We start from the raw sequence: 21,954 nt of genomic DNA, 5'->3' as shown, positions 1-21,954 counted from the left end.
CATGGACACGGGACTGATGGGCGCGAAGGCGCTGGTGACCGGCGCCAGCCGGGGCATCGGCCGGGAGATCGCCGCGTCACTGGCCGTCGAGGGCTGCGAGCTGGCGCTGTGCGCACGGGGCGAGGAGGCGCTGGCGAAGGCCGCCGCCGAACTGCGTGCCGACGGGGCGAAGGTGTACGCCGAGCCGGTCGACATCACCGACCCGGCCGCCCTCGCGGGCTTCGTCGAGCGGTCTGCGACCGAACTCGGCGGCCTCGACCTGCTGGTCTCCAACGTCTCGGCCGGCAACGTCAAGGGGCCCGACTCGTGGGAGACCAGCCTGCGCGGTGACCTGATCCCGTTCGCCGGGCTGGTAGAGGCGGCCCTGCCCCACCTGGAGGCCTCTGACCGGGCCGCCGTGGTGGCCATCGGCACGACCAACGCCTCCGACACCGCCCGCCCCGCCGGCGCCAACTCGTACTCCGCGATGAAAGCGGCCGTCGTGCAGCACGCCTCCGCGCTCGCCCATGCCCTCGCGCCCAAGGGCATCCGGGTCAACACCGTCTCGCCCGGCCCGATCGACTTCCCCGGCGGCGCCTGGGAGACCATCCGCACCGCCCGCCCGGAGGTGTACGAGGAGGTGCTCGCCAAGCTGCCGATCGGCCGCTACGGCACCCCGCAGGACGTGGCCAACGCGGTGACGTTCCTGCTCGGCAGCACCGGCTCGTTCTGCGTCGGCGTCAACCTCGTGGTGGACGGCGGGCTGCTGACCCGCGTCCAGTACTGAGGTGGCGGGCCCGGCCGGACGCCTGGACGCCGTCCTGGTCTGCGGCGGCAGGTGGCACGACTTCGACCACGCGCGGCTGCGGCTGCTGGGACTCCTCGCGGACCGGCCGCGCGTCCGCACGCGGGTGTACGAGGACTACGACTGTCTGCCCGCCCTCGAGGCCGCCGACGTCCTGGTCACCTACACCTGCGACGTGCGACCGGACGCGGAGCAGCAGAAGGCTCTGACGCGCTTCGTGGAGCGGGGCGGGCGCTGGCTCGCCCTGCACGGCACCAACGCCGTCATCGAACCGCCGTCCCCGGGCGGCCCGCGGGTCTTCACCACCCCGCGGCTCCTCGGCGAACTCGCCGGCGTCCTCGGCAGCCAGTTCCTGGCCCACCCGCCCATCGAGCCGTACCAGGTGCGGGTGACCCGGCCGGACCATCCGCTGGTCGCCGGGATCGAGCCGTTCACCGTCGCCGACGAGCTGTACGTCTGCGAACTCCACGGCGCGATCGAGGTGTTGCTGCACGCCGCGTACACGGGGCCGTGCCGGGGTTTCGCCGAGGGCGACACGGCCGCCCGGGACGAGGAACCGCGGCCGGTGCTGTATCTCAAGCGGTACGGCCGCGGCGAGGTCTGCTACTTCACCCTCGGGCACTGCCGGGGGCGGTACGACGTGCAGGACCTCGGTGTGGACGACACCGGGCGCGTGGACCTGGGGCCCTGGCGGACGCCGGAGTTCCTGACGGTGCTGCGACGGTGCGTGGAGCGGGCCGTCGGAGCCTGAACGCGACGACGAGCCGGGCCGGTTCCCCCGCTGAGGGGAACCGGCCCTGGTCCCTGTCCGACGCCGCGTCAGCCGTGCGGCAGGACCACCGCACGGCCGTTGACGTCTCCCGCGTGCAGCCGCTCGTACGCCGCCGGGGCCTCCTCGATCGAGAAGGTCTCGACGTGCGACGCGACGAGGCCCCGCCGGGCCAGCTCCAGCACGTCCATGAGCTCCACGCGGCTGCCCCAGTAGGGGGCGCAGGCGGAGACCTCGAAGGGCAGTCCGCCGCCGAGTCCCACCGCCAGCGTGCCCCCGCCGATGCCCACGACGGTCACGTCACCCCCGGTCGCCACCGAGGCGGCCGCGACGGCCAGGGTCGCCTCGACGCCCACGAAGTCCAGGACCACCTCCGCACCCAGGCCGCCGGTGAGCTCCCGCAGCCGCGCCGACGCCTCGGCGTCGGAGAGCAGCGTCTCGTGCGCGCCGACCGAGCGCGCCAGCTCCAGCTTCTCCTTGTTCACGTCGAGCGCGACGACCCGGACGGGGGTCAGGGCGCGCAGCAGCTGGACGGCGAGATGCCCGAGCCCGCCGACGCCGATGACGACCACCGTGCTGCCCGGCACCAGTTTGGGCAGGGACCTGCGGATCGCGTGGTACGGCGTCAGGCCCGCGTCGGTGAGCGGGGCCGCCTGGACGGGGTCGAGGCCGTTCAGCGGCACCAGGTGGCGGGGCGAGTCCACCAGCATGTACTCGGCGAGCGCGCCGGGGGAGCCGAGTCCGGGCGGCATGATGCCCAGCGGGACGGCGTGCGGGCAGCAGTTCTCGTTGCCCTCGGCGCACGCCCGGCAGCGGCCACACCCCCACGGCCCGTACACCGCCACCTCGTCGCCCTCCGCGACACCGGTGACCCCGCTGCCGAGCGCGGCGACCGTGCCCACGCCCTCGTGGCCGAGCGTCAGGGGCAGGGGATACGGGAACTGCTCCTCGGGCCATCCCATGACGGCCAGGTCGGAGTGGCACAGTCCCGCCGCCGTCACCTTCAGCAGCACCTGGCCGGGACCCGGCTCGGGTACCGGTACCTCGACCACCTCGGGCGGTCGACCCACCTTCCGGTACTGAACGGCCTTCATCGTCGGACCTCCTTGTCGTGGCGGACGGCGTCGTCGGCGCCCGGCAGCGCGGACTTGCGTCGGCGTGGCAGCACCGGCAGGGCGAGCCGGCCGCCGGTGAGGACCAGCGCGATGATGAGGACCGCGCCCGTGAACAGACTGGCGGCCCACTGCGCGCTGGTGGCGAGCCCGAGCCCGGTGATGCCGGTGCCGAGCAGCAGCACCGCGAGGACCGTGCCCCAGGCGTTGAAGCGGCCCGCGCGCAGCTGGGTGGCCCCGACGAAGGCCGCCGCGTAGGCCGACAGCAGATACGGTGTGCCGGCCGTCGGCGACCCGGATCCCACCGACGAGGCGAAGACGACGCCCGCGAAGCCGGACAGCAGCGCGGAGGCCATCAGGGTCAGGAACCGGAGCCGGTCGGTGCGCACGCCCTGCAGGCGCGCGGCGTAGGGGTTGAAGCCGGTCGCGTACAACCGGCGCCCGGTGGCGGTGTGTTCCAGCAGGAACCAGATCGCCACCGCGGCCAGCAGCAGGTACAGCACCGGCAGGGTGATGCCGCCGGCGTCGAGCTGGGCGATGTCGGCGAACGGCTTGGCGAGCAGCCGTACACCGGTGATGGAGCTGTCGTCGGTGACCATGGTGATCACGGACTGGATCAGCGCGCCGGTGGCCAGGGTGGCGATGAAGGAGTCGACCCGCAGGAACACCACGACGACCCCGTTGACCACGCCGACCAGCAGCGCGGCCGTCATCGCCAGGGCGACGGCGCTGCCGGGGCCGAGTCCGGCGGAGACCAGGAACCGGGCGGTCAGCACGCTGGTGAGGGACATGGTGTAGGCGACCGAGAGGTCGAAGACGCGTGCGGCCAGGGGCGGTACGACGCTGAGCGCCACCAGCCCGGCCACGGCGTTGCCGTTGAGCACCTGCTTCACCGTGATCAGGGTCGGGAAGGTCCCCGGCGCCCAGAACGAGAAGACCACGACGATGACCAGCCACACGTACACGGCGCCGATGTTCCGGAAGGACAGCGCCGAGGCCGCTCGCCGGCCCCGGGCCCGCAGGGCGGACGGTGCGGGCCCGTCCGGTGGGGACGGCACGGTTCCCGCCGCCCGGGTCGGGGTGGATGTCATGTCACTCGGTTCCTTCCATGGCGTGGACGAGCGCGGACTCGGTGATGTCCTGGCCGCTGATCTCCCGTGCGACGAGGCCGTCCCGCACCACCAGGACCCGGGTGCAGAGGGCGAGCAGGTCCTGGGTGTCGGAGGAGGAGACGACGACGCCCATGCCCTCGTCGGCCTGGCGCTCTATCAGCTCGTACAGCTGCAGCCGGGTGGCGATGTCGACGCCGGCCGTGGGTTCGCACAGCGCCAGTACGGGCGGGCGCTGGGCCAGGCAGCGGGCCACCACGACCTTCTGCTGGTTGCCCCCGCTCAGGGTGGTGATCCGGGCGCCGCGTCCGGCGGTGCGCACCGCGACCCGTTCGATCCACTCGTCGACGAGCGCGGACTCGCGGCGCCGGTTGAGCCGTCCGCCCCGGTCGCTCAGCCGGCGCAGCAGCGGCAGGGTGAGGTTCTCGCCGACCGAGAAGTCGCCGATCACCCCCTCTCCCGCCCGGTCCGCCGGGACCAGGGGGAGGCTCAGCGCGCGAGCGCCGGCCGCGTCCGTCCACCGCTCCGAGTGCTCCGGCAGCCGCAGCCTGCCCCGTACCGGCCCGGTGTGGGCCCCGCACACCGCGTAGGGCACGAGTTCGTGGCCGGAGCCGACCAGCCCGGTGATGCCGAGCCGTTCGCCCCGGGCCAGGTCGAAGCCGACCCCGCGCAGGGGCCCGGCCCACAGGTCGCGCACCTCCAGAACCGCCTCGCCCCCGGCGGGCGTACGGGCCGGCCGCTCGCCGGTGGCCGCCTCCTCGCCCGCCATCAGCTCCGCCAGCGAGCGGGGCGTCAGGTCGGCGACGCGGCGGGTGGTGATCCGTCGTCCGCCGCGGATCACCGTGACCCGGTCGGCGAGCGCGAAGATCTCGTCCATCCGGTGCGAGACGTACAGAACGCTCGCACCGGCGGCGCGGACCTCGCGCACGATGTCGAAGAGCCGGGCCACCTCACCCGGCGGCAGCACGGCCGTCGGCTCGTCGAGCACCAGCACACCGCGGCGGCCCTCCCAGCCCTGCAGTGCGGCGGCGATGGCCACCACCGCACGCTGGACGGGGGAGGCCCCGTTGAGTGGCCGGCGGACGTCGATGCCGAGGCCGAACCGTTCCACCAAGGCGGTGGTGCGCCGCTCCATCTCCGGCCAGCGGATGTTGCCGAGGGCCGTGCGGGCGAAGCCGCGGCTGAGGGCGAGGTTGTCGATGGCGCTCAACTCGCCGACCAGCCCCAGCTCCTGGTGGACGAAGCGGAGCCGGTCGTGCCGGGAGGCGCTGACCTGGCCGAGGTCGAACGGCTCGCCGTCGAGTTCGGCGACCGCTCCCGGCTCCGCGTGGTGGTATCCGGCGAGGATCTTGATGAGGGTCGACTTGCCGGAGCCGTTGGGCCCGATCAGGGCGTGGATCTCGCCGTGCGCGACCTCCAGGTCGACGTCGCGCAGCGCCTGCGTCGCGCCGAACCTCTTCGACAGCCCGGCCACCCGCAGCACCGGGCGGTCCCGGTGCTGCGGGGGATCGGCCGGACCGTCCGCCTCGTGTCGCGTCCCCGGTGACATGTCAGCGTGCACCCGCTTCTCCTTGCCTCGTGCGCGCGGGGCCGGTCAGCTCAGTCCCCAGAGGGCCTTGAACTGCGCCTGGTAGTCCTTGACGATCGGGAAGTCCCCGTCGGCGGAGGGCAGGTTGTCCTTGGTGACCAGCATGTTCGGCAGCACCGCCCGCTGGTCCACGTCCATCGGCCGGCCGGTGAAGTGCCGGGCGAGCGCGTCGACCTGGAGCCACGCCGTCTCGTGCGAGTTCAGCGCCATCGCCCCGTCGGTGAGCCCGCTCTGGATGTACTGGTAGTTCTGCGCGTCACCGACGTTGACGACGATGTGCTTGCCGGTGATCCCGGCGGTCTTCAGCGCGGCCGGAACGCCGACGTTGAGCAGGCCGAGGGAGAAGACCACGTGGGTCACCTTCGGGTGCGAGCGCAGGTACGACACCACCCGGTCCGGCATGTCCTTGCCCACCGCCGTGATGGGTACGTCGACGTTGTCGAGGGCGCAACCGGCGCACCACTGCTTGTACTTGGCGGCGAAGGTGTCCTTGACTGGCTTGAGGATCGTGTAGGCCGGGAGGTCGAAGTACACGGTGTCCGCCTTGGCGTCGCTGCTCGACACCACCCACGAAGCGATCATCTCGCCCTGGACGGCGACGTCCTTGGGGCCGTTCTTCAGTAGCGAGACGCCGTCGCCCGGCACGTCGTCGGCGTTCGACTGGACGACGGGGATGCCGGCCGCCTTGAGCTCGGCGAGCTGCTTTGCGTAGACGGCGCGCGGGAACCCCGAGGCGACGACGGCGTCCGGCTTGTCCCGCACGGCCTCGTCGTAGGCGGCCTGGACGGACTCGGGGGTGCCCTGGGTGGCGATCTGCCGCACCTTCCAGCCGAGTTGTCCGGCGGCGGCGGTGAAGAAGTCGGCGAGGTCCTTGCACGACTGCACGCCGCAGAGGATGAAGTCGATCCGCTTGCCCCGGGGGATCTTCTTCCCCACGGGCTCGGTGACCGGGATCGCGTCCGGGCGTGCGGAGTACTTCTGGAAGGCCGCGCGGGCCGCCGTGAGGCCGGGGGAGTTCGCCGCCGCCTGCGTGGACTGGGCGGCCGGGGTCGTGCCGCTGCCGCAGGCGCTCAGGGTGAGCAGGGCGGTGAGGGGGATGGTGGCGGTGAGGGCGCGGCGGACCGCGCGACCGGGTCTGGAACTCATCGTCGAGTACTCCCGAGGTGTGGTGCCTGCGCTGCCGCGGCCCGCGTCGCTGGCGCGCTCGCGGCGATCGGCTCCGGTCAGGCGGAAGAGTGAGCTGCAGATCGCCGTCGTGGGGGACGGCGGGGGCCGCCGGGGTGTCCCCGGGCGACGCTGGGCCGGGAAGTCGGACCCCGGCCGAGACGAGAAACTTTTGAGGCACTACAGCCTCAAGTGGGCTGGAGTGTGACACGGCCCGACGGGCTTGGGGAGGGGGTCGGGTCAATAAATTTCCCGGACTGCGCACAATTGCGAGGTGAACGCGGCTGTTGTCACCTCTGGCGCCACCGTGAGTGTTGCTCCCGGCCCTACCGCCTAACTACACTCACTCTAAAGTTTCTGCCGGAGGAGAGATGATGGACGAAACAACGGAGCTGGGCACCGCGCGGTGCCCCGGGCCCACCGTCCAGGACTACCTCGACCGGGACAGCCGGCCGGTCCCCGCCGCCCTGAGGTTCGACCGGAACGACTACCTGGGCAGCGAGGACATCGACTCCGCGCGCTTCGTCTCCCGCGAGTGGGCGGAGCGCGAGATGCGGCAGGTGTGGCGCCGCGTATGGCAGTTCGCCTGCCTGGAGAGCGAGATCCCCGAGGTCGGCGACCACGAGGTCTACGAGATCGGCACCGACTCGCTGATCGTCGTACGGACGGCACCGGACGAGATCCGCGCCTACGTCAACGCGTGCCTGCACCGCGGCCGCAAGCTGCGCACCGGCGGCGGCAACGTCGGCGAGTTCCGCTGCCCCTTCCACGGCTTCGCCTGGAACCTCGACGGAACCATGCGGACCCCGCCGTGCGCCTGGGACTTCCCGCACGTCGATCCGGAGAAGTTCGCGCTCCCCGAGGCCGGGGTGGCGACCTGGCGCGGTTTCGTCTTCATCAACATGGACCCCTGCGCCGAGTCATTCGACAGCTACCGCGGCACCTTCGACGAGCACTACATCTGGCCGCTGGAGGACCGCTACAAGTCACTGCACGTCGCCAAGGTGCTGCCCTGCAACTGGAAGGTCGCGCAGGACGCGTTCATCGAGTCCTTCCACGTCATCGCCACGCACCCGCAGATGCTGCCCTGGCTCGCCGACGCCAACTCCCAGTACGACGTCATGGCCGACCAGCCGAACTGGAACCGGATGATCAACATCCAGGGCGCGCCCAGCCCGCACGTCGCCGACTCCGTCACGGAGGAGGACGTACTGGAGACGTTCTACGACTCGCGCGCCTTCTACTCGGCCGCCCAGGGCCGCGACCTGGTGCGGGAGGAGGGGGACGAGCTGCCCGCGATCCCGCCCGGCGGCACCGCCCGCCAGGTGCTCGCGGAGCGGATGCGCCGGCAGCTGGCGGCCACGTCCAGCCAGGACTTCTCCCAGACCGCCGACACCGAACTGCTGGACGCCGTCAACTACCTGCTGTTCCCCAACTTCAACCCCTGGGGCGGAGCCAAGTCCAACATCGTCTACCGGTTCCGGCCCAACGGCCTCGACCCCGACTCCTGCATCGCCGAGATCATCTTCATGTCGGCCCCGAAGGAGCCCGGGAAGGTGCCGCCCCCGGCCGAGATCCGCTGGGTGCCGGACGACATGCTCTTCGCGGACATCCCCGAACTCGGCGTACTCGGGCCCGTCTTCGACCAGGACTGCGAGAACCTGCCCTACGTGCAGCAGGGGCTGAAGACCATGCGCAAGCCCGGCATCACCCTGGCCAACTACCAGGAGAGCCGCATCCGCCACTTCAACCGGACGCTCGACGAGTGGATGGACAGGTGACCCACCGGGTGGCGGTCCGGCCCTCGGGCGCCGAACTCGACGTGCTGGACGGCGAGGACCTGTTCAGCGCCGCACAGCGGCTCGGCTACCGCTGGCCCACCGTCTGCGGCGGCAAGGGTACCTGCCGCACCTGCTTCGTCGAGGTCGACGACGGCGCCGAGAACTGCTCACCCGTGGGCCCGTTGGAGCGCGAGGGCATCCAGGCCCTGCGGCAGCCGGTGGACGGCCGGACCCGGCTCGCCTGCCAGCTGCGGGTGGCCGGCCCGGTGACCGTGACCAAACGCGGCGTGCGCCGCCGAGTGCAGGAGTGAGCACCATGCCCAAGCAAGTCATCCACCCGTTGACCGGGCACGTGTACCGGCTCACCGAGGACGGACTGGTCGAGGTGACCGACCCCAGCACCGGGGCCCGGGGCATCTTCGACTTCCAGGCCCGCTGGCAGTCCGGCGAACTGCGCCACGCCGACCTCCAGTTGGCCGGCTGGGTGGGCAGGCTCGCCCGCCGGCGCTCGGCACGCCAGCCCGAGGAGTGAGCCGGTGACCCCCCGCACCACCCGGGTGGTCCGCCTGGTGCGCCGCCCGGCCGGCGAGCCCGTCCCCGCCGACTTCGCCGTCGAGGAGCGCACGTTGCCGCAGCTCGGCGAGGGCCAACTGCTCGTCCGCAATCTGTACATGAGCGTCGACCCCTCCATGCGCGGCCGGCTGGAGAGCACCGAGAAGCACTACACGCACAACTTCACCCCCGGCGCCCCGCTCGACGGCAGGGCCCTGGGCGTGGTGGAGGAGAGCCGCAGTGCAGCGGTGCCGCCCGGCACCTTCGTACGCCATCAGCTCGGCTGGCGGGAGCACGCCGTCCTCGACGCCGCCGACACCGAGGGCGCCGGGCGCATCGACCCCGAACTCGCCCCCCTTCCCACCTGGTTGGGCCTGCTCGGCCAGACCGGCTTCACCGCCTACGTCGGGCTGACCCGCATCGCCGACGTCCGCCCCGGCGACACCGTGCTGGTCTCGGCGGCGGCGGGAGCGGTGGGCAGCGCCGCCGGGCAGTTCGCCCGGCTGCTCGGCGCGGAGCGCGTCCTCGGCACCGCGGGCGGGCCCGACAAGTGCGCCCTGCTGGTGAAGGAGTTCGGCTACGACGCCACCGCCGACTACCGGGCCGGCCCCGTGCGCGAGGCGTTGGCCGGCCTGGCGCCCGACGGTGTCGACGTCTACTTCGACAACGTCGGCGGCGAGCAGCTCGCCGCGGCCCTGCACGCGCTTCGGACCGGTGGCCGGGTGGCGCTGTGCGGCATGATGTCGCAGTTCGGCGGCGAGCGGAGGACCGTCGACATCAACCACCTGATCCAGGCCGTCCTCAAGCGCCTGACGTTGTGCGGGTTCATCGTGCGCGACCACGAGGACCTGCGCCCCGAGTTCGAGCACCGGGTCGCCGGCTGGCTGCGCGCGGGAGAGGTGACCGCCCGGGAGACGGTCGCGGACGGCCTGGAGAACGCGCCCGGGGCGCTGTTGTCCCTGCTCGCGGGCGGCAACGTCGGCAAGATGCTGGTCAGGCTGAGCTCACCGTGACCTCAGAGTGAGCGGGAAAGCGTGAAGGGTCCGCGGGCAGACTGCCCGCGGACCCTTCGTCCATCGGTCTCAGCGCATGACACGCGACGCGGCCACCATGTGGGCCTGCAGACTGACGCCCACGCGGACCAGGCCGGACGAGGCCGCCCGGAACTCCTTCATGTGGGCGGTGGTGAAGTGCGCGTCGAGCGCCTGCTGCGACACCCACCGCTCGTACACGCGGATCCGCCGGCCCTCCGTGGGGTCGGCGGTCATCGCGTAGTCCAGGCAGCCGGGTTCCTCCGCACGGGTACGGCGGCCCAGCTCGACGAGATGCCCCAGCATCACGTCGCGGTCGGCGACCTCGTAGTCCATCCAGCCGGAGACGATGATCTGCTCTGCCTGCTCTGCCATGTCCGCCCTTTCATGCCCAAGGGCCCGTCGCCCCGCTCCTGCGAGGCGACGGGCCCGCGGCCGTTCAGCTGCCGATCGCCGCCGGAACGCTGTCCACGGTGACCGTGCCGTTGTCGCCGTCGACCGTGACCACCATCCCGTCGCGCAGCCGCCGCGTGCCGCCCTCCACGGAGATGACAGCCGGGATGCCCAGTTCGCGGCAGACCACCACGGCGTGGCTGTTCAGCGCGCCCACGTCCACCACGGCCGCCCCCGCGACCAGGAACAGCGGGGTCCAGGCCGCGTCCGTGATCGGCGCCACCAGCACCTCGCCGGGCTCCAGCGCCTCGCAGGAGGCCGGGTCGGTGACCACCCGGACCGTGCCGGTGTAGGTGCCGTGGCTGCCGCCCACCCCGCTGAGCACCGCGCCCTCGTCCGCCGCCTCGGTCCGTTCCTCGGCGCGGCGCGGCCAGGTGTCGATCTCCGTGCGCGCGTCGTCCGCCACGAAGAACGGCGGCTCCAGCTCGTGCAGGCCCGCGTACTCCTCGAGCCGCCGGGCGATGACCTCGCGGAAGCGGCCCGGGTCCGTGACGTAGTCGTCGAGCTCGGTGTCGAGGAGCATCATCACGTCCTCAGGCCGGGCGAACAGCCCCGCCTCGACGCCGCGACGGCCGAGCTCCCGTACCGCCATACGGATCTCGTTGACGACGGTCACACAGTTGGCCTTGGTGCGCTCGCGGGCCGGGATCCACACCGCGGACGCGTGCAGCCCGGCGTCGAGCATCGGCTGCGCCTCCTCGGGGAGCAGGGCGCGGATCTCGCTCGCCGTCCGCTCCCGCCGCTCGGTCAGGCGCTGCCTGCGGGCGGCGGGGGAGTCGTCCTCGGCGCTGTGCCGGATACGGTCGACCAGGGCCAGTGCCTGGACGGGGGCCGCCTCCCAGGAAAGGGCGTGGATGTCCCACTCGTTGGGCCCGCGGTCGCCGTGCTCCGCGAGGAACTCCTCGAGCGCGTCCCGGAAGGCCTTCACGTCCCCGCTCGCACCGTCGAGCGCCCGTGCCACCGTGGCCGGCCCCTGGTCGAACAGGGCGGTCAGCTCCGCCGAGGCCGCGACCTGGCGCGACAGCGTCCACAGGCCGGTCGAGGGGGAGGCCGAGTCGACGTCGCCGAGACCACCGATGAGGTCGAGCATGGCGTCGGGGCGCTGCACGCTAGCGCACAGCGGACCGAGGATCGCCGGTCCGACGGACGCGGGCAGCGAGGACTCGACGTGCCGCTGGAAGGTGATCTCCACCTCGCCCAGCAACGAGCGTGCGTACGCGACCAGTTCGGCCTCGGACAGCCGCGTGAGGTCGGGCCGCTCGCGGCGCAGCCGGCGCAGCCGCTCCCGGTCGGCGTCGGCCTCCGGGAAGCTCGTCTGGCCCAGCATCCGCTGGAGCGTCGCGCCCGCCTTGGCCGTCAGCTCCTCGTCCTGGTCCTCCGGGTGCGGGGCGTACGCGGGGGTGTCGGAGCGCTGGCCGACGAAGGCCGCGTCGATCTGGTCCGCCGTCTGGCCCATCCGGATGCCGAACAGCCGCATGTGCGACAGGTTCAGGTAGAAGTAGCCGCCGAACATCCCCACGAACGGCGGCCGGGGGCCGGTCACCTCCCGCTCGTGGTAGACGCCGAAGCCGACGAAGCCCTTGCGCCAGCCCTGCAGGCCGGGCCCCCACACCAGCGTCCAGCCCAGGGGGCTCGCCGGTTCCGGGAGGGTCTCGCCCGCGTTGGCGCGGGTGTAGTGCGGCAGCCGCTCACTGCGCTGCCAGTCCGTGATCCAGCTCTTCATGGCCGTGGGTCTCCCGCTCTCCGTCCCGGTGCCGCCGGGGCCTACCACTGTGCCGTTCCGCCGTCGACGCTGATCAGCGTGCCGGTGATGCCCGCGCCCGCGTCGCTCGCCAGCAGCGAGGCGACCGCGGCGATCTGCTCCACCGTGGTGATCTTCTTGGTGGCGGCGTGCTCGGCGAAGCGACCGAGCCACTCCTCGTAGCTGATGCCCTCGGCCTCGGCGGCGGCCGGTCCCGCGGCCCGCATCAGGTCGGTGTCGACGGCGCCGGGGCAGATGGCGTTGCAGGTGATGCCCTGGGTGCCGTACTCGAAGGCGGTCGCCTTGGTCAGGCCGTGGATGGCGTGCTTGTTGGTGATGTAGTGGCTGATCGCGGGCTTGTTGGCCTGCTTGCCCTCGACGGAGGAGATGTTGATGACGCGGCCCCAGCCGTGTTCAAGCATCTTCGGCAGCGCCCGCCGGATGCCGTAGAAGTAGGCGTTGAGGTTGAAGGCGAGGGCGTGGTTCCAGGCCTCGTCGCTGAGTTCGTGCACGGGGGCGAAGCCCTGCGTGCCGCCCGCGTTGTTGACCCAGATGTCGAGGCGCCCGAACCGCTCGGCCGCGAAGTCGGCGAGCCCTTCGATGTCCGCCTGGCTGCTGGCGTCGCAGGCGTGGAAGACGGCCCGGTCACCGGCGTCCATCTCCTCCAGCGCCTGCTTGCCCTTGACCTCGCTGCGGCCGCTGATGACGACCGTCGCGCCGTCGGCGAGGAAGGCCTCGGCGATGGCGCGGCCGATGCTGCGCGTGCTGCCCGTGATCACCGCGACACGTCCGTCGAGGCTGCCCGTAGCCACCATGGTGTTCTCCTGCGGTTGTTGTGGGTTGCTCACCTGGCGGCTCTCGGTGCGTTGTCCAGGTGGTCGTGGATGGTGCGGTGGAAGTGCTGGAGGCCGGGCTCGTTGCGCCCGAAGACGAAGTCGGTGCCGGCGCCCGCCAGGGCCTTCAGCCCCTGCTGGACCCCGTACGTCGTCGCGTAGTCCTCGTCGCGGACCACCTCGTGGAACCACTCGCCGAACTGGTCGGCGGCCGCGCGCTCCTCGTCGGTGACGGCCGGCTCGCGCAGCAGGATGATCTGCTGGGTCACCGACTCCGTGGCCGTCCGGGGGAGGACCAGCGAGACGGCGATCTTCTGCCGCCAGCCGCCGGCGATCGCCAGCCCGGGGAAGAGCCAGTAGATGGGGCCCACGCAGTCCCCCGGATCGCGCTGGTCCGCCGGCAGGTCCACCGCCTGGGCGATGGGCCGCAGGGCGGGCGCGATGCGCTGGTGGGGGCCCCAGGTGTCGTGGGCCATCATGTTCGACAGGTTCGTCTCGAACACCGTCTTCGGGTGCAGCGAGGCGAAGTGGTACGTCTCCAGGTAACCGTCCAGGGTGACCTTCCAGTTGGGACTGGTCAGTTCCCTGGTCGCGTAGTGGTGGCACTCCGCCAGGCGGAGTCCCTCCAGGAGGGGGAGCAGGTCGCCCAGCCAGCCGTCGAGGTCCTGCTCGGCGGCCGGGTCCAGCGACACGAAGACGATTCCGGCACGCTCGCCGGCCGGCAGCCGCACCAGGCCGCGGCCCTCGCGCGGCACGTCGCCGAACGTCCTCTCCGCGTACACGCCCCGCAGCTCGCCGCTCAGGTCGTACGACCAGGAGTGGTAGGGGCAGGTGAGTCGCTTCGACACACCGCAGCCGGGTTCGAGGAGCTTGGCCCCGCGGTGCCGGCAGGCGTTGATCATCGCGTGGACGGCGCCCTGCCGGTCGCGGGTGATCAGGACAGGCAGGCCGAGCACGTCGATCGCCTTGTAGGTGTTCGGTCCCGGCAGCTCGCACGACATGGCGAGCGGCAGGGGGACGGTGCGGTGGACGGCGTCCGTCTCGCGCTGCCAGCGGTCGGCGTCGAGATAGTTTGCGACGGGTTCCGTCCACTGGTCCGCGGCCTCGTGCGTCGTACCGGCGCGGTAGTGCTCCAGCACGCGTTCGAGGAGTTCGGCCGCGTCCTGGCGCATCGCCACGGCGGACGGGTCGGGGGACCGGTCCCGGCTGATCCATGAGGTGTATTCGGGGGCCCGGGGCGGCTGAGGCTGGTCAGTCGTCTCCTGGGGCGCCGGTGAACTCGTCCGGACCACTGTGTCCTCACAATCCTCCCAGCCGAGAGCTGGGGAACGGCTCCGGTTGCGACGGCTGGGCTGTGAGCGACAAAACAACAGGGCTTAGTGTTGTCTGTCAATAGTAAGTACGGAAGAAGCAGGTCGGTGACGCCTGCTTCACCTCGCCCTCAGGCGCCGGAGCCGCTCGGGCGCATGGGAATCTTTCTAGTGACTGGCTCCAGCTTGGGGTGATGACCGGTGGAGTTCCCTGTGCCGATGACCCAGCCCTTCGAGGCGGGGATCGTGGTCGCGGACGCGGAGGTGATGGAGCGCTTCTACCGCGATGCGCTGGGCTGCCGTCCGGTGCACCGCTCGGTGGTGCCGCGGGAGATCGGGGGACCGGCGGGCCTCGGCGGCGAGCCGCGGGTCGTCTGGCTCCAGGTACCGGCCGGCGGCCGGATCAAGCTGATACGCCCTCAGGTCGCCGCCGCATCCGTCCCGGCGGCCGAACCGCTCACCGCGCGCCGGGGCCTGGCGTATCTCACCTTCCACCTCGACGACATCGATCCCGTCGTCGCCGCACTGCCCGCCGCCGGTGCCCGGCCGCTGTCCTCGCCCATCGTGGTGCGGGCGCGCGAACGGCGCATCAGCTTCTGGGCGGATCCGGAGGGCAATGTCGTCGAGTTGGTCGACCGCCGTAGTAATTAGACAACCTCTTCAGTAAGGTGCCCTCTGCTGGTTACTGTAGACCGGCAAAAGAAAGTCCCCTCGGTGGGACACCTCCCTCGGGACGAAGGGGCGGACGATGGCTGAGACACCACCGCACGAGCCGCAGGTCGTGCGCGACCTCCACGAGCGCATGGTGCGCATCCGGCTGTTCGAGACGGAGGCCGGAAAGCTCATGGAGGCGGGCAAGCTCCCCGGCTTCCTGCACCTCTACGTCGGCCAGGAGGCCGTCGCCGCCGGCGTGATGGCGGCGCTCCGCGACGACGACCAGATCACCTCCACCCACCGCGGGCACGGCCACGCGGTCGCCAAGGGCGTCGGCTTCCGGCAGATGTACGCCGAGCTGTACGGCCGGGTCACCGGAGCCTGCCTCGGCCGCGGCGGCAGCATGCACATCAACGACGTCAGCCTCGGCATGCTCGGCGCCAACGGCATCGTCGGCGCCGGCATCCCGATCGCCGTCGGCGCCGCCTTCGCCGCCCGCTACAAGGGCGAGGACAGCGTCGCCGTCACCTTCTTCGGCGACGGCGCCACCAACATCGGCTCCTTCCACGAGGCCGCCAACATGGCCGCCGTCCTGCGTCTGCCGGTGCTGTTCGTCTGCGAGAACAACGGCTACGCCGAGTTCACCCCGCAGTCCAAGCACATGCTGCTCACCGACGTCGCGGACCGGGCCGCCGCCTACGGCATGCCCAGCGTGATCGTCGACGGCATGGACGCGGTCGCCGTCCACCGCGCCGCCGCCGCGGCCGTCGCCGGCGCCCGGGCCGGTGGCGGACCGGTGTTCATCGAGGCCAAGACCTACCGCTACTACGACCACCAGGGCGTCAAGGGCCTCAGGCACCCCTACCGCTCGCAGCAGGAGGTCGACGAGTGGAAGGCCCGCGACCCGATCGACCTGCTGGAGGCGCGCGCCGTGGCCGACGGCACCGCCACCCGCGCCGAGCTGGACGAAGTGTGGCGGCGCACCCGCGAGGAGATCGCCGAGGCCATCGCCCACGCCGAGTCCAGCCCGCTGCCCGACACCGCCGACCTGCTCCTCAACGTCTACTCGGGGTGACCCACATGACCGCCATCACCGAAGCGCCGGCCGTCGCCCCGCAGGGCACGGCCCGCACCCTGACCTACGTCAAGGCCTTCAACGAGGGCCTGGCGCAGGCCATGCGCGAGGACGAGAACGTCTTCGTCGCCGGAGAGGACGTGGCCGGTTACGGCGGCGTCTTCCGCATGTTCGACAACCTGCTGGACGAGTTCGGCCCCCGCCGCATGATCGACACCCCGATCTCCGAGGCCGCTCTCGTCGGGCTGGGTGTCGGAGCCGCCGCCCGTGGCCTGCGCCCCGTGGTGGACCTGATGTTCATGGACTTCATCGGCGTCTGCCTGGACCAGATCGTCAACCAGGCCGCCAAGATGAAGTACATGTTCGGCGGTGCCGTGTCGGTGCCGCTCACCATCACCACCGCCTCCGGTGCCGGCCTCGGCGCCGCCGCCCAGCACAGCCAGAGCCTGGAGGCGTGGCTCGCCCACGTGCCCGGCCTCAAGGTCGTCATGCCCTGCGACGCCTACACCGCCAAGGGCCTGACGGTCTCCGCCATCCGGGACGACAACCCGGTCGTCGTGATGCTCAACAAGGTGCTGCTGGGCAGCAAGGGCGAGGTGCCGGAGGACGTCTACGGCATCCCGCTGGGCCAGGCCCACACCGCGCGGCCGGGCTCCGACGTCACCGTCGTCGCCCTCGGCCGGATGGTGGGCGAGGCGCTGGCAGCGGCGGACGAACTCGCCGCCGAGGGCGTCGAGATCGAGGTCATCGATCCCCGTACCGTGCAGCCCCTGGACACCGAGACCATGATCGCGTCCGCCCGCCGCACCAACCGGGTGCTCGTCGTGCACGAGGCCGTCACCTTCGGCGGGCTCGGCGCCGAGATCGCCGCCCAGATCCAGGACGCCGCGTTCGACCACCTCGACGCCCCGGTCCTGCGCATCGGCGCCCCCTTCTCCCCGGTTCCCTTCTCCCCGGTCCTGGAGAAGGCGTACGTGCCCGACGCGGCCCGCATCGCGCAGGGCTGCCGCCGGCTCCTCGAAAGGTCGTGACGGCATGGCGGTGGAGGTTCTGCTGCCGAAGATCGGCCTGACCATGCAGGAGGGCACGATCGACGAGTGGCTGGTGCCGGCCGGCGCCGCCGTCGCGGAGGGCGACGCGCTGCTGCGGCTGGCCACCGACAAGGTCGACGTGGACGTCGAGGCGGAGGCCGGAGGCCTGTTCCACCCGGTCGTCCCGGCCGGAACGACCGTCCCGGCGGGTGCCCTCATCGGCTGGCTGCTGGCCGAGGGCGAGCAGCCACCGGGCCCGGGGGGTACGCCGATGCCCGCCGGGCCCGGTACCCAGGGCGCCGCTGAAGCCGTACCCGCGGCCCCTTCCGTCAACGGCACGGCGGCCCGCCACGGGTCGCGCGTCCTGTCCTCCCCGAACGCACGCCGGGTGGCGGCCGCGGCCGGCGTCGACCTGGGTGCCCTGCGCGGCACCGGACCCGGGGGCCGCATCGTCTCCGAGGACGTGGAGGACTTCCTCGCCGCCGTCCCCGTGCAAGAGACCCCCCTCACCCTGCCCGGCGACGAGGCCGTGGCCGTGTCTCCGCTGGTCCGGCGTCTCGCCAAGGAGCGCGGTCTCGACCTGGCCGGCATACGCGGCACGGGCCCGGGAGGCCGGATCCGCAGGGCCGACCTCGACACCGTGCCGCCCGCCGCAGCACCGGCCGTCGGCCGGGGCCCGGCAGCCGCGCCACAGCCCGGTGACGTCCTGCCGCTCACCGGCATGCGCGGCACCATCGCGCGCCGGATGCACGAAAGCCTGCAGGAGATGGCGCAGCTCACGCACGGATACGAAGTGCGCATGGACGCCGTCGTGGACCTGCGGGAGCGGCTCAAGCAGGACTGGGCCGACAGCGACCTGCCGGTGCCCAGCCTCAACGACTTCCTGCTGCGGGCGGCGGCACTGGCCCTCAAGGAGCACCCGCTGCTGAACGCCGGCGTCCACGAGGACGGCATCCACCTCTACGAGGGCATCCACCTCGGGTTCGCCGTCGCCGTACCGGGCGGCCTGCTCGTGCCCGTCATCGAGGACGCGGCGAAGCTCACGCTGGCCGAGACGGCCCGCCGGTCGAGGGAACTCGCCGACGCCTGCCGCGCGGGGCGCGTCTCCCCGGCGCGGCTGGAAGGAGCCACGTTCACCGTCACCTCGCTCGGCGGGTACGGCGTCGACTTCTTCACCCCCGTGATCAACCCGGGCAACGTCGCCATCCTCGGCGTGGGCCGGCTCAGGGACGGCGTCGAGTGGAACGACGACCAGCCCCGGCGGACGCGGGTGCTCACCCTCAGCCTCACCTTCGACCACCGTGCCGTCGACGGGGCCCCCGCAGCGGAGTTCCTGCGCACCGTGGAGGGCCTGCTCCGCAAGCCGCTGCGCCTGCTGGTCTGAGCCCGTGTCCGTGGTCCGGCCTCACGTGGGTACCCGCCGACGTGACGAGTCGAGAGGAGGCCGAACATGAGCATGGTCAAGGAAGCCGTCGAGGTCGAGGTCCCCGTCCGCACCGCCTACAACCAGTGGACGCAGTTCGAGGAGTTCCCGAACTTCATGGAAGGCGTCGAGCAGGTCACCCAGCTCGACGACAGCCACAACCACTGGACCACCAAGATCGGCGGAGTACGGCGGGAGTTCGACACCGAGATCGTCGACCAGCTCCCCGACGAGCGGATCACCTGGCGCACCACCAGCGGCGACACCCGGCAAAAGGGCATGGTCCGCTTCCAGCGGGTGGACGACACCCACACCCGGGTGGAACTCGTCATGGACGTCGAACCCTCCGGCGCCGCGGAGAAGGCCGCGGACCTGACGGGAACGATCGACCGGCGCGTCAAGGGAGACATGCGGCGCTTCAAGGAGTACATCGAGCGCCGGGGCGGCGAGTCCGGAGCCTGGCGCGGCCGCGTCACCCCCGGCTGAGCGCACCTCGCGCGACCGCGACGAAGCCCGTGCCGCCCGGCGCGGGCTTCACGCGTCGCCGGCCGCCCCCGCGATCCGCTCCGCGAGCCGGTCGACCTCCTTGGTGAACGCCCGGTGCCCCAGCGCCCGGTAGACGTCGTCGCCGCTGATCTGCGAGATCGCCGCGTTCTCCAGCAGGGCCAGCAAGGCCAGGCCGGTCACCGCCGCCTCCGCGTCGGTGACCGGCTCGTACTCCTTGCGCACCAGGCGCACGAGCTCTTCCAGCAGCCGCGTCCGGATCCCGTGGCGCAGCACCTCCGCCTCCTGGCTCATCCCGGCCGAGGAGACGAAGAAGACGGTGGCGGCCGACCGGTGCTCGGCCAGCCACGCCAGCAGCGCGGTGACCTCCGAACCGATGCCCGAGCCGGGCGCGTGCGCCCCGGTCAACGACTCCAGTTGGTCGCCCAGTGCGGCGGCGAACACCCGCATGCCCTCCACCAGGACCTGGTCCTTGGAGGAGAAGTGGTAGTAGACCGCGGCGGACGTCATCTCCGCGCGGGCCGCGATGTCCGCCACCGTCACCTCGTCCGGGGGCTGGGTCGCGAAGAGGTCCGTGGCCGCCTCGATCACCCACTGCCGACGCGACGGACGGTGGGCGGCGCGGCTTCCGGAAGTCGTCATGGTGTCAAGTATGCCCAACCGAGGTACCCCGAGTCTCCCCGCAGAAACAGGATTTACGGCGGTGACGCGGGAGAGTTACTCGATAGGATGGGCAGTGTCCGGACGCGACGGCACCGGGCTCGGCAGCCGTAAGGGGAACATGCATGGCCAGCACGGAGAACGGCAAGCAGCCGGCGCACCGGCCCTCTCGGCGCCAGCACATCATCTCCGCCGCCGTGCGCGTCTTCGGCCGCAAGGGGTTCGCCGAGACCAGCGTCCAGGACATCGCGGACGAGGCCGAGGTGGTGCCCACAGCCGTCTACTACCACTTCCAGGGCAAGGAAGAACTCCTCGAACTGGCCATGCGCCGCGTCTTCGACGAGCTGAACCTGGTCGTGGAGAAGGCACGTCCGGACACCGCGCCGGGTGACGCCGAAGGGCTGCTGCGGGTCATCGACGCCGTCTGGGACTGGGTGGAGGGCAACCCCGACGAGGCCCGGCTCTTCCAGGTGCAGATCGCCTCCGCCAACGGCAACGTGAAGCTGCTGCGCGACGAGTTCGAGCAGCGGCACATCCAGCGCGGCTACGACTACCTCCCCGAGGCGACCACGCGCAGCCCGCGCGCCGCGCGGGCCAGGCACGCCGCGCAGGCCCTCGCGGTGCGCACCCTCATCAGCACGACCACGCTGGTCACCGCACTGCGGGCGGAAGGGGGCCCGCTGGCCGGCCTGCCGCAGCGCCACCTGCAGCAGGCCGTCAGGGCGACGGCGCTGCGGATCATCGCCGCGGAAGCGGAACAGAGCGCCGCGTCCGCCTGACGACGGGACGCGCCCCGCCCCTCAGACCGTCAGCACCGAGCAGGCGCTGATCCCCGGCGCCCCGTACACATGGGTGAAGCCGACCCGCGGGCCGCCCGGCACCTGGGCTCCCGGCGCACGGCCCTGCAACTGCCGTACCACCTCGTGGAACTGGCGCAGTCCCGAGGCGCCGACCGGCTCCCCGCCGGCCAGACAGCCGCCGTCGGTGTTCACCGGCAGCCGGCCCGTGGGATCGGTGCCCCCGGCCGCCAGCAGCTCCTCCTGCTCCCCGTGGGCGCACAGCCCGGTCTCCGCGAGGTGGATCAGCTCGGAGCCGCTGTCGGTGTCCTGTACCTGGGCCACCCGCACGTCCGCCGGAGCCACGCCGGCCCGGCGGAAGGCCGCCTCGGCCGCGTCGACGCTCGGACTGCGGTGGGGGCCCGGCGGCAGCCAGGGGGAGAAGACCTCGAAGGAGCCGAACCGCCGGGTGCGGAACGCCAACGAGGCCAGCCTGACCGGTCGTTCGCACAGGTCGAAGGCGCGCTCGCCCACCGCCAGCACGAGCGCCACCGCGCCCTGCCCGGGGGAGCAGAACATGTACTGCGTCAGCGGCGGGCTGACCTCGGCGGACTCCAGGATCTCCCGCTCGGTCAGCGGCTTGCGGCGCCAGGCCATCGGGTGCTGTGAGCCGTTGCGGAAGGCGCGTGCCGCGACCATCGCGAGGGCGTGTTCGGAGATGCCGTGCTCGTGCAGGTAGCGCCTGGTCTTCAGGGCGAAGAACTGCGTCGTCAGCATCATGCCGCTCTCGGCGTACCACTCGCCCAGCCCGTAGCGGGCCGCGGAGGCGTTGAACGCGCCGCGCCCATGTTTGTCGAAGCCCACGGCCAGCCCAAGGCCGGCCTCGCCCGCCCGCAGCGCGTTCGCCACCGCGAGCACGGTCGAGGCGCCGGTCGCGCAGCCGTTCTGCACGTTGACGAACGGCACTCCGGTCAGCCCCAGGCGGCCCACCAGCGTGTCCGGCTTCCCGGACACGTCGGAGCCGCCCGCCGCGTACCCGATGTCCTCCCAGGCGACCCCCGCGTCGGCCAGTGCCTCGCGCACCGCGTGCTCGGCCATGTCCATCCCGGAGACGCTCTCGTCGCGGCCGAAGGGATGCATCCCGCAGCCGACGACGTAGACCTCCTCGGCCCGGCTCATCGTCCGCCTTCCTGGTCCGGCTCGAACGCGAAGGTCAGCACCTCGGTCCCGGACTCGTCGTCGTACGCGTGGATGGTGGTCAGCCGCACCGGCAGCCCGATCCTTATCTGCGAGCGCTCGATCGCGAGCCGTGCCTCGACCAGCACCTCACCGAGGTCCACATAGCCCACGTGGTACGGCTCCCAGCCGCCGGCCGGCGCCCGGTACGGCGGTTTGGGCGGGAACGCCTGCAGCGTCCACGACCACAGGTACCCGCTGACCGGCAGCGCCTGCGCGGACATGGCCCGCTGCGAGCACCTGGGACACGAGTCCTGCCGGGGGAAGACGACGGTGGCGCAGCCGGAGCAGCGCGCGCCGACGAGCCGCGGTGGATGCGCGCTGTCGAAGAGGGTGTCGTCGATGAGTCTGGTGGTCATGGAGTGCCG

Annotated in this window: 23 protein-coding genes; 12 read left to right on the top strand and 11 right to left on the bottom strand. The window is 72.1% G+C overall.

Features of this window, described 5'->3' with window-relative positions; all coding sequences use genetic code 11:
* Position 1: 1 nt before the first annotated feature.
* Both ACIRVK_RS11350 and ACIRVK_RS11345 read left to right on the top strand, forming a co-directional pair.
* The gene (locus tag ACIRVK_RS11350) at positions 2–766 is read left to right on the top strand and encodes an SDR family NAD(P)-dependent oxidoreductase (RefSeq protein WP_404245540.1); all 765 of its coding nucleotides are present in this window, start codon (positions 2–4) and stop codon (positions 764–766) included.
* A 1-nt stretch (position 767) separates the two neighbouring features.
* A complete protein-coding gene (locus ACIRVK_RS11345) occupies positions 768–1,535 on the top strand; it encodes a ThuA domain-containing protein (protein ID WP_404245538.1) in 768 nt (255 codons plus the stop codon).
* A gap of 68 nt (positions 1,536–1,603) precedes the next feature.
* Here ACIRVK_RS11345 and ACIRVK_RS11340 read toward each other — a convergent pair whose 3' ends face one another.
* Genes ACIRVK_RS11340 through ACIRVK_RS11325 form a run of 4 tightly spaced genes read right to left on the bottom strand, consistent with a single transcriptional unit; the run spans position 1,604 to position 6,508 of the window.
* On the bottom strand, positions 1,604–2,647 hold the full coding sequence (locus ACIRVK_RS11340; protein WP_404245536.1) for an NAD(P)-dependent alcohol dehydrogenase: 1,044 nt from the start codon (positions 2,645–2,647) through the stop codon (positions 1,604–1,606).
* Positions 2,644–3,756 (bottom strand): ABC transporter permease, encoded by a 1,113-nt coding sequence (locus ACIRVK_RS11335; RefSeq protein WP_404245534.1) that lies wholly within the window; start codon positions 3,754–3,756, stop codon positions 2,644–2,646. The genes ACIRVK_RS11340 and ACIRVK_RS11335 overlap by 4 nt, the downstream gene beginning before the upstream one ends.
* A gap of 1 nt (position 3,757) precedes the next feature.
* Positions 3,758–5,335: a sugar ABC transporter ATP-binding protein gene (locus tag ACIRVK_RS11330; protein WP_404245532.1), complete on the bottom strand. Its 1,578-nt coding sequence runs from the start codon at positions 5,333–5,335 to the stop codon at positions 3,758–3,760.
* A 33-nt stretch (positions 5,336–5,368) separates the two neighbouring features.
* Positions 5,369–6,508: a sugar ABC transporter substrate-binding protein gene (locus ACIRVK_RS11325; protein WP_404245530.1), complete on the bottom strand. Its 1,140-nt coding sequence runs from the start codon at positions 6,506–6,508 to the stop codon at positions 5,369–5,371.
* A gap of 392 nt (positions 6,509–6,900) precedes the next feature.
* On the opposite strand from ACIRVK_RS11325, the gene ACIRVK_RS11320 reads away from it, so the two are divergent.
* From ACIRVK_RS11320 to ACIRVK_RS11305, 4 genes are read left to right on the top strand one after another with little or no spacing between them, the layout of a single operon-like run.
* Positions 6,901–8,307, top strand: coding sequence for an SRPBCC family protein (locus tag ACIRVK_RS11320; RefSeq protein WP_404245528.1), 1,407 nt, complete (start codon positions 6,901–6,903; stop codon positions 8,305–8,307).
* Positions 8,292–8,618, top strand: a complete 327-nt coding sequence (locus ACIRVK_RS11315) for a 2Fe-2S iron-sulfur cluster-binding protein (protein ID WP_404245526.1) — start codon at positions 8,292–8,294, stop codon at positions 8,616–8,618. Before ACIRVK_RS11320 ends, ACIRVK_RS11315 begins: the two co-directional genes overlap by 16 nt.
* Positions 8,619–8,623: 5 nt before the next feature.
* A complete protein-coding gene (locus ACIRVK_RS11310; protein WP_404245524.1) occupies positions 8,624–8,839 on the top strand; it encodes a transposase in 216 nt (71 codons plus the stop codon).
* Positions 8,840–8,843: 4 nt separating this feature from the next.
* Positions 8,844–9,872: an NADP-dependent oxidoreductase gene (locus ACIRVK_RS11305; RefSeq protein WP_404245522.1), complete on the top strand. Its 1,029-nt coding sequence runs from the start codon at positions 8,844–8,846 to the stop codon at positions 9,870–9,872.
* A 69-nt stretch (positions 9,873–9,941) separates the two neighbouring features.
* Here the strand turns inward: ACIRVK_RS11305 and ACIRVK_RS11300 are convergent, their stop codons facing one another.
* The 4 genes from ACIRVK_RS11300 to ACIRVK_RS11285 all read right to left on the bottom strand — a co-directional run bounded on the left by ACIRVK_RS11300 (position 9,942) and on the right by ACIRVK_RS11285 (position 14,089).
* Entirely contained in the window at positions 9,942–10,265 is a 324-nt protein-coding gene (locus ACIRVK_RS11300) for a putative quinol monooxygenase (protein WP_404245520.1), read from the bottom strand.
* A 64-nt stretch (positions 10,266–10,329) separates the two neighbouring features.
* The gene (locus ACIRVK_RS11295) at positions 10,330–12,066 is read right to left on the bottom strand and encodes a PEP-utilizing enzyme (RefSeq protein ID WP_404245518.1); all 1,737 of its coding nucleotides are present in this window, start codon (positions 12,064–12,066) and stop codon (positions 10,330–10,332) included.
* 41 nt (positions 12,067–12,107) lie between these two features.
* Positions 12,108–12,899, bottom strand: a complete 792-nt coding sequence (locus ACIRVK_RS11290) for an SDR family NAD(P)-dependent oxidoreductase (protein WP_404245516.1) — start codon at positions 12,897–12,899, stop codon at positions 12,108–12,110.
* A gap of 29 nt (positions 12,900–12,928) precedes the next feature.
* The gene (locus tag ACIRVK_RS11285) at positions 12,929–14,089 is read right to left on the bottom strand and encodes an aromatic ring-hydroxylating dioxygenase subunit alpha (protein ID WP_404245580.1); all 1,161 of its coding nucleotides are present in this window, start codon (positions 14,087–14,089) and stop codon (positions 12,929–12,931) included.
* Between the two features lie 357 nt (positions 14,090–14,446).
* Between ACIRVK_RS11285 and ACIRVK_RS11280 the strand changes: the two genes are divergently transcribed.
* From ACIRVK_RS11280 to ACIRVK_RS11260, 5 genes are all read left to right on the top strand, one after another.
* The gene (locus ACIRVK_RS11280) at positions 14,447–14,878 is read left to right on the top strand and encodes a VOC family protein (protein ID WP_404245514.1); all 432 of its coding nucleotides are present in this window, start codon (positions 14,447–14,449) and stop codon (positions 14,876–14,878) included.
* A gap of 97 nt (positions 14,879–14,975) precedes the next feature.
* Positions 14,976–15,956, top strand: a complete 981-nt coding sequence (locus ACIRVK_RS11275) for a thiamine pyrophosphate-dependent dehydrogenase E1 component subunit alpha (protein ID WP_404245512.1) — start codon at positions 14,976–14,978, stop codon at positions 15,954–15,956.
* A gap of 5 nt (positions 15,957–15,961) precedes the next feature.
* Positions 15,962–16,987 carry an alpha-ketoacid dehydrogenase subunit beta gene (locus ACIRVK_RS11270; protein ID WP_404245510.1) on the top strand — a complete coding sequence of 342 codons (1,026 nt, stop codon included), beginning with the start codon at positions 15,962–15,964 and terminating at the stop codon, positions 16,985–16,987.
* A gap of 4 nt (positions 16,988–16,991) precedes the next feature.
* Entirely contained in the window at positions 16,992–18,371 is a 1,380-nt protein-coding gene (locus ACIRVK_RS11265) for a 2-oxo acid dehydrogenase subunit E2 (RefSeq protein ID WP_404245508.1), read from the top strand.
* Between the two features lie 66 nt (positions 18,372–18,437).
* Positions 18,438–18,896, top strand: a complete 459-nt coding sequence (locus ACIRVK_RS11260; protein WP_404245506.1) for an SRPBCC family protein — start codon at positions 18,438–18,440, stop codon at positions 18,894–18,896.
* A 48-nt stretch (positions 18,897–18,944) separates the two neighbouring features.
* On the opposite strand, the gene ACIRVK_RS11255 is transcribed toward ACIRVK_RS11260, so the two are convergent.
* The gene (locus tag ACIRVK_RS11255; protein WP_404245505.1) at positions 18,945–19,556 is read right to left on the bottom strand and encodes a TetR/AcrR family transcriptional regulator; all 612 of its coding nucleotides are present in this window, start codon (positions 19,554–19,556) and stop codon (positions 18,945–18,947) included.
* 143 nt (positions 19,557–19,699) lie between these two features.
* Between ACIRVK_RS11255 and ACIRVK_RS11250 the strand changes: the two genes are divergently transcribed.
* Positions 19,700–20,353, top strand: a complete 654-nt coding sequence (locus ACIRVK_RS11250; protein ID WP_404245503.1) for a TetR/AcrR family transcriptional regulator — start codon at positions 19,700–19,702, stop codon at positions 20,351–20,353.
* A gap of 21 nt (positions 20,354–20,374) precedes the next feature.
* Here ACIRVK_RS11250 and ACIRVK_RS11245 read toward each other — a convergent pair whose 3' ends face one another.
* Both ACIRVK_RS11245 and ACIRVK_RS11240 read right to left on the bottom strand, forming a co-directional pair.
* Positions 20,375–21,529 (bottom strand): thiolase family protein, encoded by a 1,155-nt coding sequence (locus ACIRVK_RS11245; RefSeq protein WP_404245501.1) that lies wholly within the window; start codon positions 21,527–21,529, stop codon positions 20,375–20,377.
* Positions 21,526–21,945, bottom strand: coding sequence for a Zn-ribbon domain-containing OB-fold protein (locus tag ACIRVK_RS11240; protein ID WP_404245499.1), 420 nt, complete (start codon positions 21,943–21,945; stop codon positions 21,526–21,528). Before ACIRVK_RS11240 ends, ACIRVK_RS11245 begins: the two co-directional genes overlap by 4 nt.
* Positions 21,946–21,954 lie beyond the last annotated feature (9 nt).

Source organism: Streptomyces sp. NPDC101152, assembly GCF_044768275.1.
Lineage (GTDB): Bacteria > Actinomycetota > Actinomycetes > Streptomycetales > Streptomycetaceae > Streptomyces.
This window is presented reverse-complemented; position numbering and strand designations above follow the sequence as displayed.

Coding starts and splice junctions, on each gene's coding strand:
- ACIRVK_RS11255 (WP_404245505.1), bottom strand. CDS start 19,556: ATGACGACTTCCGGAAGCCGCGCCGCCCACCGTCCGTCGCGTCGGCAG.
- ACIRVK_RS11350 (WP_404245540.1), top strand. CDS start 2: ATGGACACGGGACTGATGGGCGCGAAGGCGCTGGTGACCGGCGCCAGC.
- ACIRVK_RS11295 (WP_404245518.1), bottom strand. CDS start 12,066: ATGAAGAGCTGGATCACGGACTGGCAGCGCAGTGAGCGGCTGCCGCAC.
- ACIRVK_RS11285 (WP_404245580.1), bottom strand. CDS start 14,089: ATGCGCCAGGACGCGGCCGAACTCCTCGAACGCGTGCTGGAGCACTAC.
- ACIRVK_RS11245 (WP_404245501.1), bottom strand. CDS start 21,529: ATGAGCCGGGCCGAGGAGGTCTACGTCGTCGGCTGCGGGATGCATCCC.
- ACIRVK_RS11340 (WP_404245536.1), bottom strand. CDS start 2,647: ATGAAGGCCGTTCAGTACCGGAAGGTGGGTCGACCGCCCGAGGTGGTC.
- ACIRVK_RS11265 (WP_404245508.1), top strand. CDS start 16,992: ATGGCGGTGGAGGTTCTGCTGCCGAAGATCGGCCTGACCATGCAGGAG.
- ACIRVK_RS11280 (WP_404245514.1), top strand. CDS start 14,447: ATGACCCAGCCCTTCGAGGCGGGGATCGTGGTCGCGGACGCGGAGGTG.
- ACIRVK_RS11310 (WP_404245524.1), top strand. CDS start 8,624: ATGCCCAAGCAAGTCATCCACCCGTTGACCGGGCACGTGTACCGGCTC.
- ACIRVK_RS11240 (WP_404245499.1), bottom strand. CDS start 21,945: ATGACCACCAGACTCATCGACGACACCCTCTTCGACAGCGCGCATCCA.
- ACIRVK_RS11250 (WP_404245503.1), top strand. CDS start 19,700: ATGGCCAGCACGGAGAACGGCAAGCAGCCGGCGCACCGGCCCTCTCGG.
- ACIRVK_RS11260 (WP_404245506.1), top strand. CDS start 18,438: ATGAGCATGGTCAAGGAAGCCGTCGAGGTCGAGGTCCCCGTCCGCACC.
- ACIRVK_RS11270 (WP_404245510.1), top strand. CDS start 15,962: ATGACCGCCATCACCGAAGCGCCGGCCGTCGCCCCGCAGGGCACGGCC.
- ACIRVK_RS11335 (WP_404245534.1), bottom strand. CDS start 3,756: ATGACATCCACCCCGACCCGGGCGGCGGGAACCGTGCCGTCCCCACCG.
- ACIRVK_RS11300 (WP_404245520.1), bottom strand. CDS start 10,265: ATGGCAGAGCAGGCAGAGCAGATCATCGTCTCCGGCTGGATGGACTAC.
- ACIRVK_RS11325 (WP_404245530.1), bottom strand. CDS start 6,508: ATGAGTTCCAGACCCGGTCGCGCGGTCCGCCGCGCCCTCACCGCCACC.
- ACIRVK_RS11275 (WP_404245512.1), top strand. CDS start 14,976: ATGGCTGAGACACCACCGCACGAGCCGCAGGTCGTGCGCGACCTCCAC.
- ACIRVK_RS11290 (WP_404245516.1), bottom strand. CDS start 12,899: ATGGTGGCTACGGGCAGCCTCGACGGACGTGTCGCGGTGATCACGGGC.
- ACIRVK_RS11320 (WP_404245528.1), top strand. CDS start 6,901: ATGGACGAAACAACGGAGCTGGGCACCGCGCGGTGCCCCGGGCCCACC.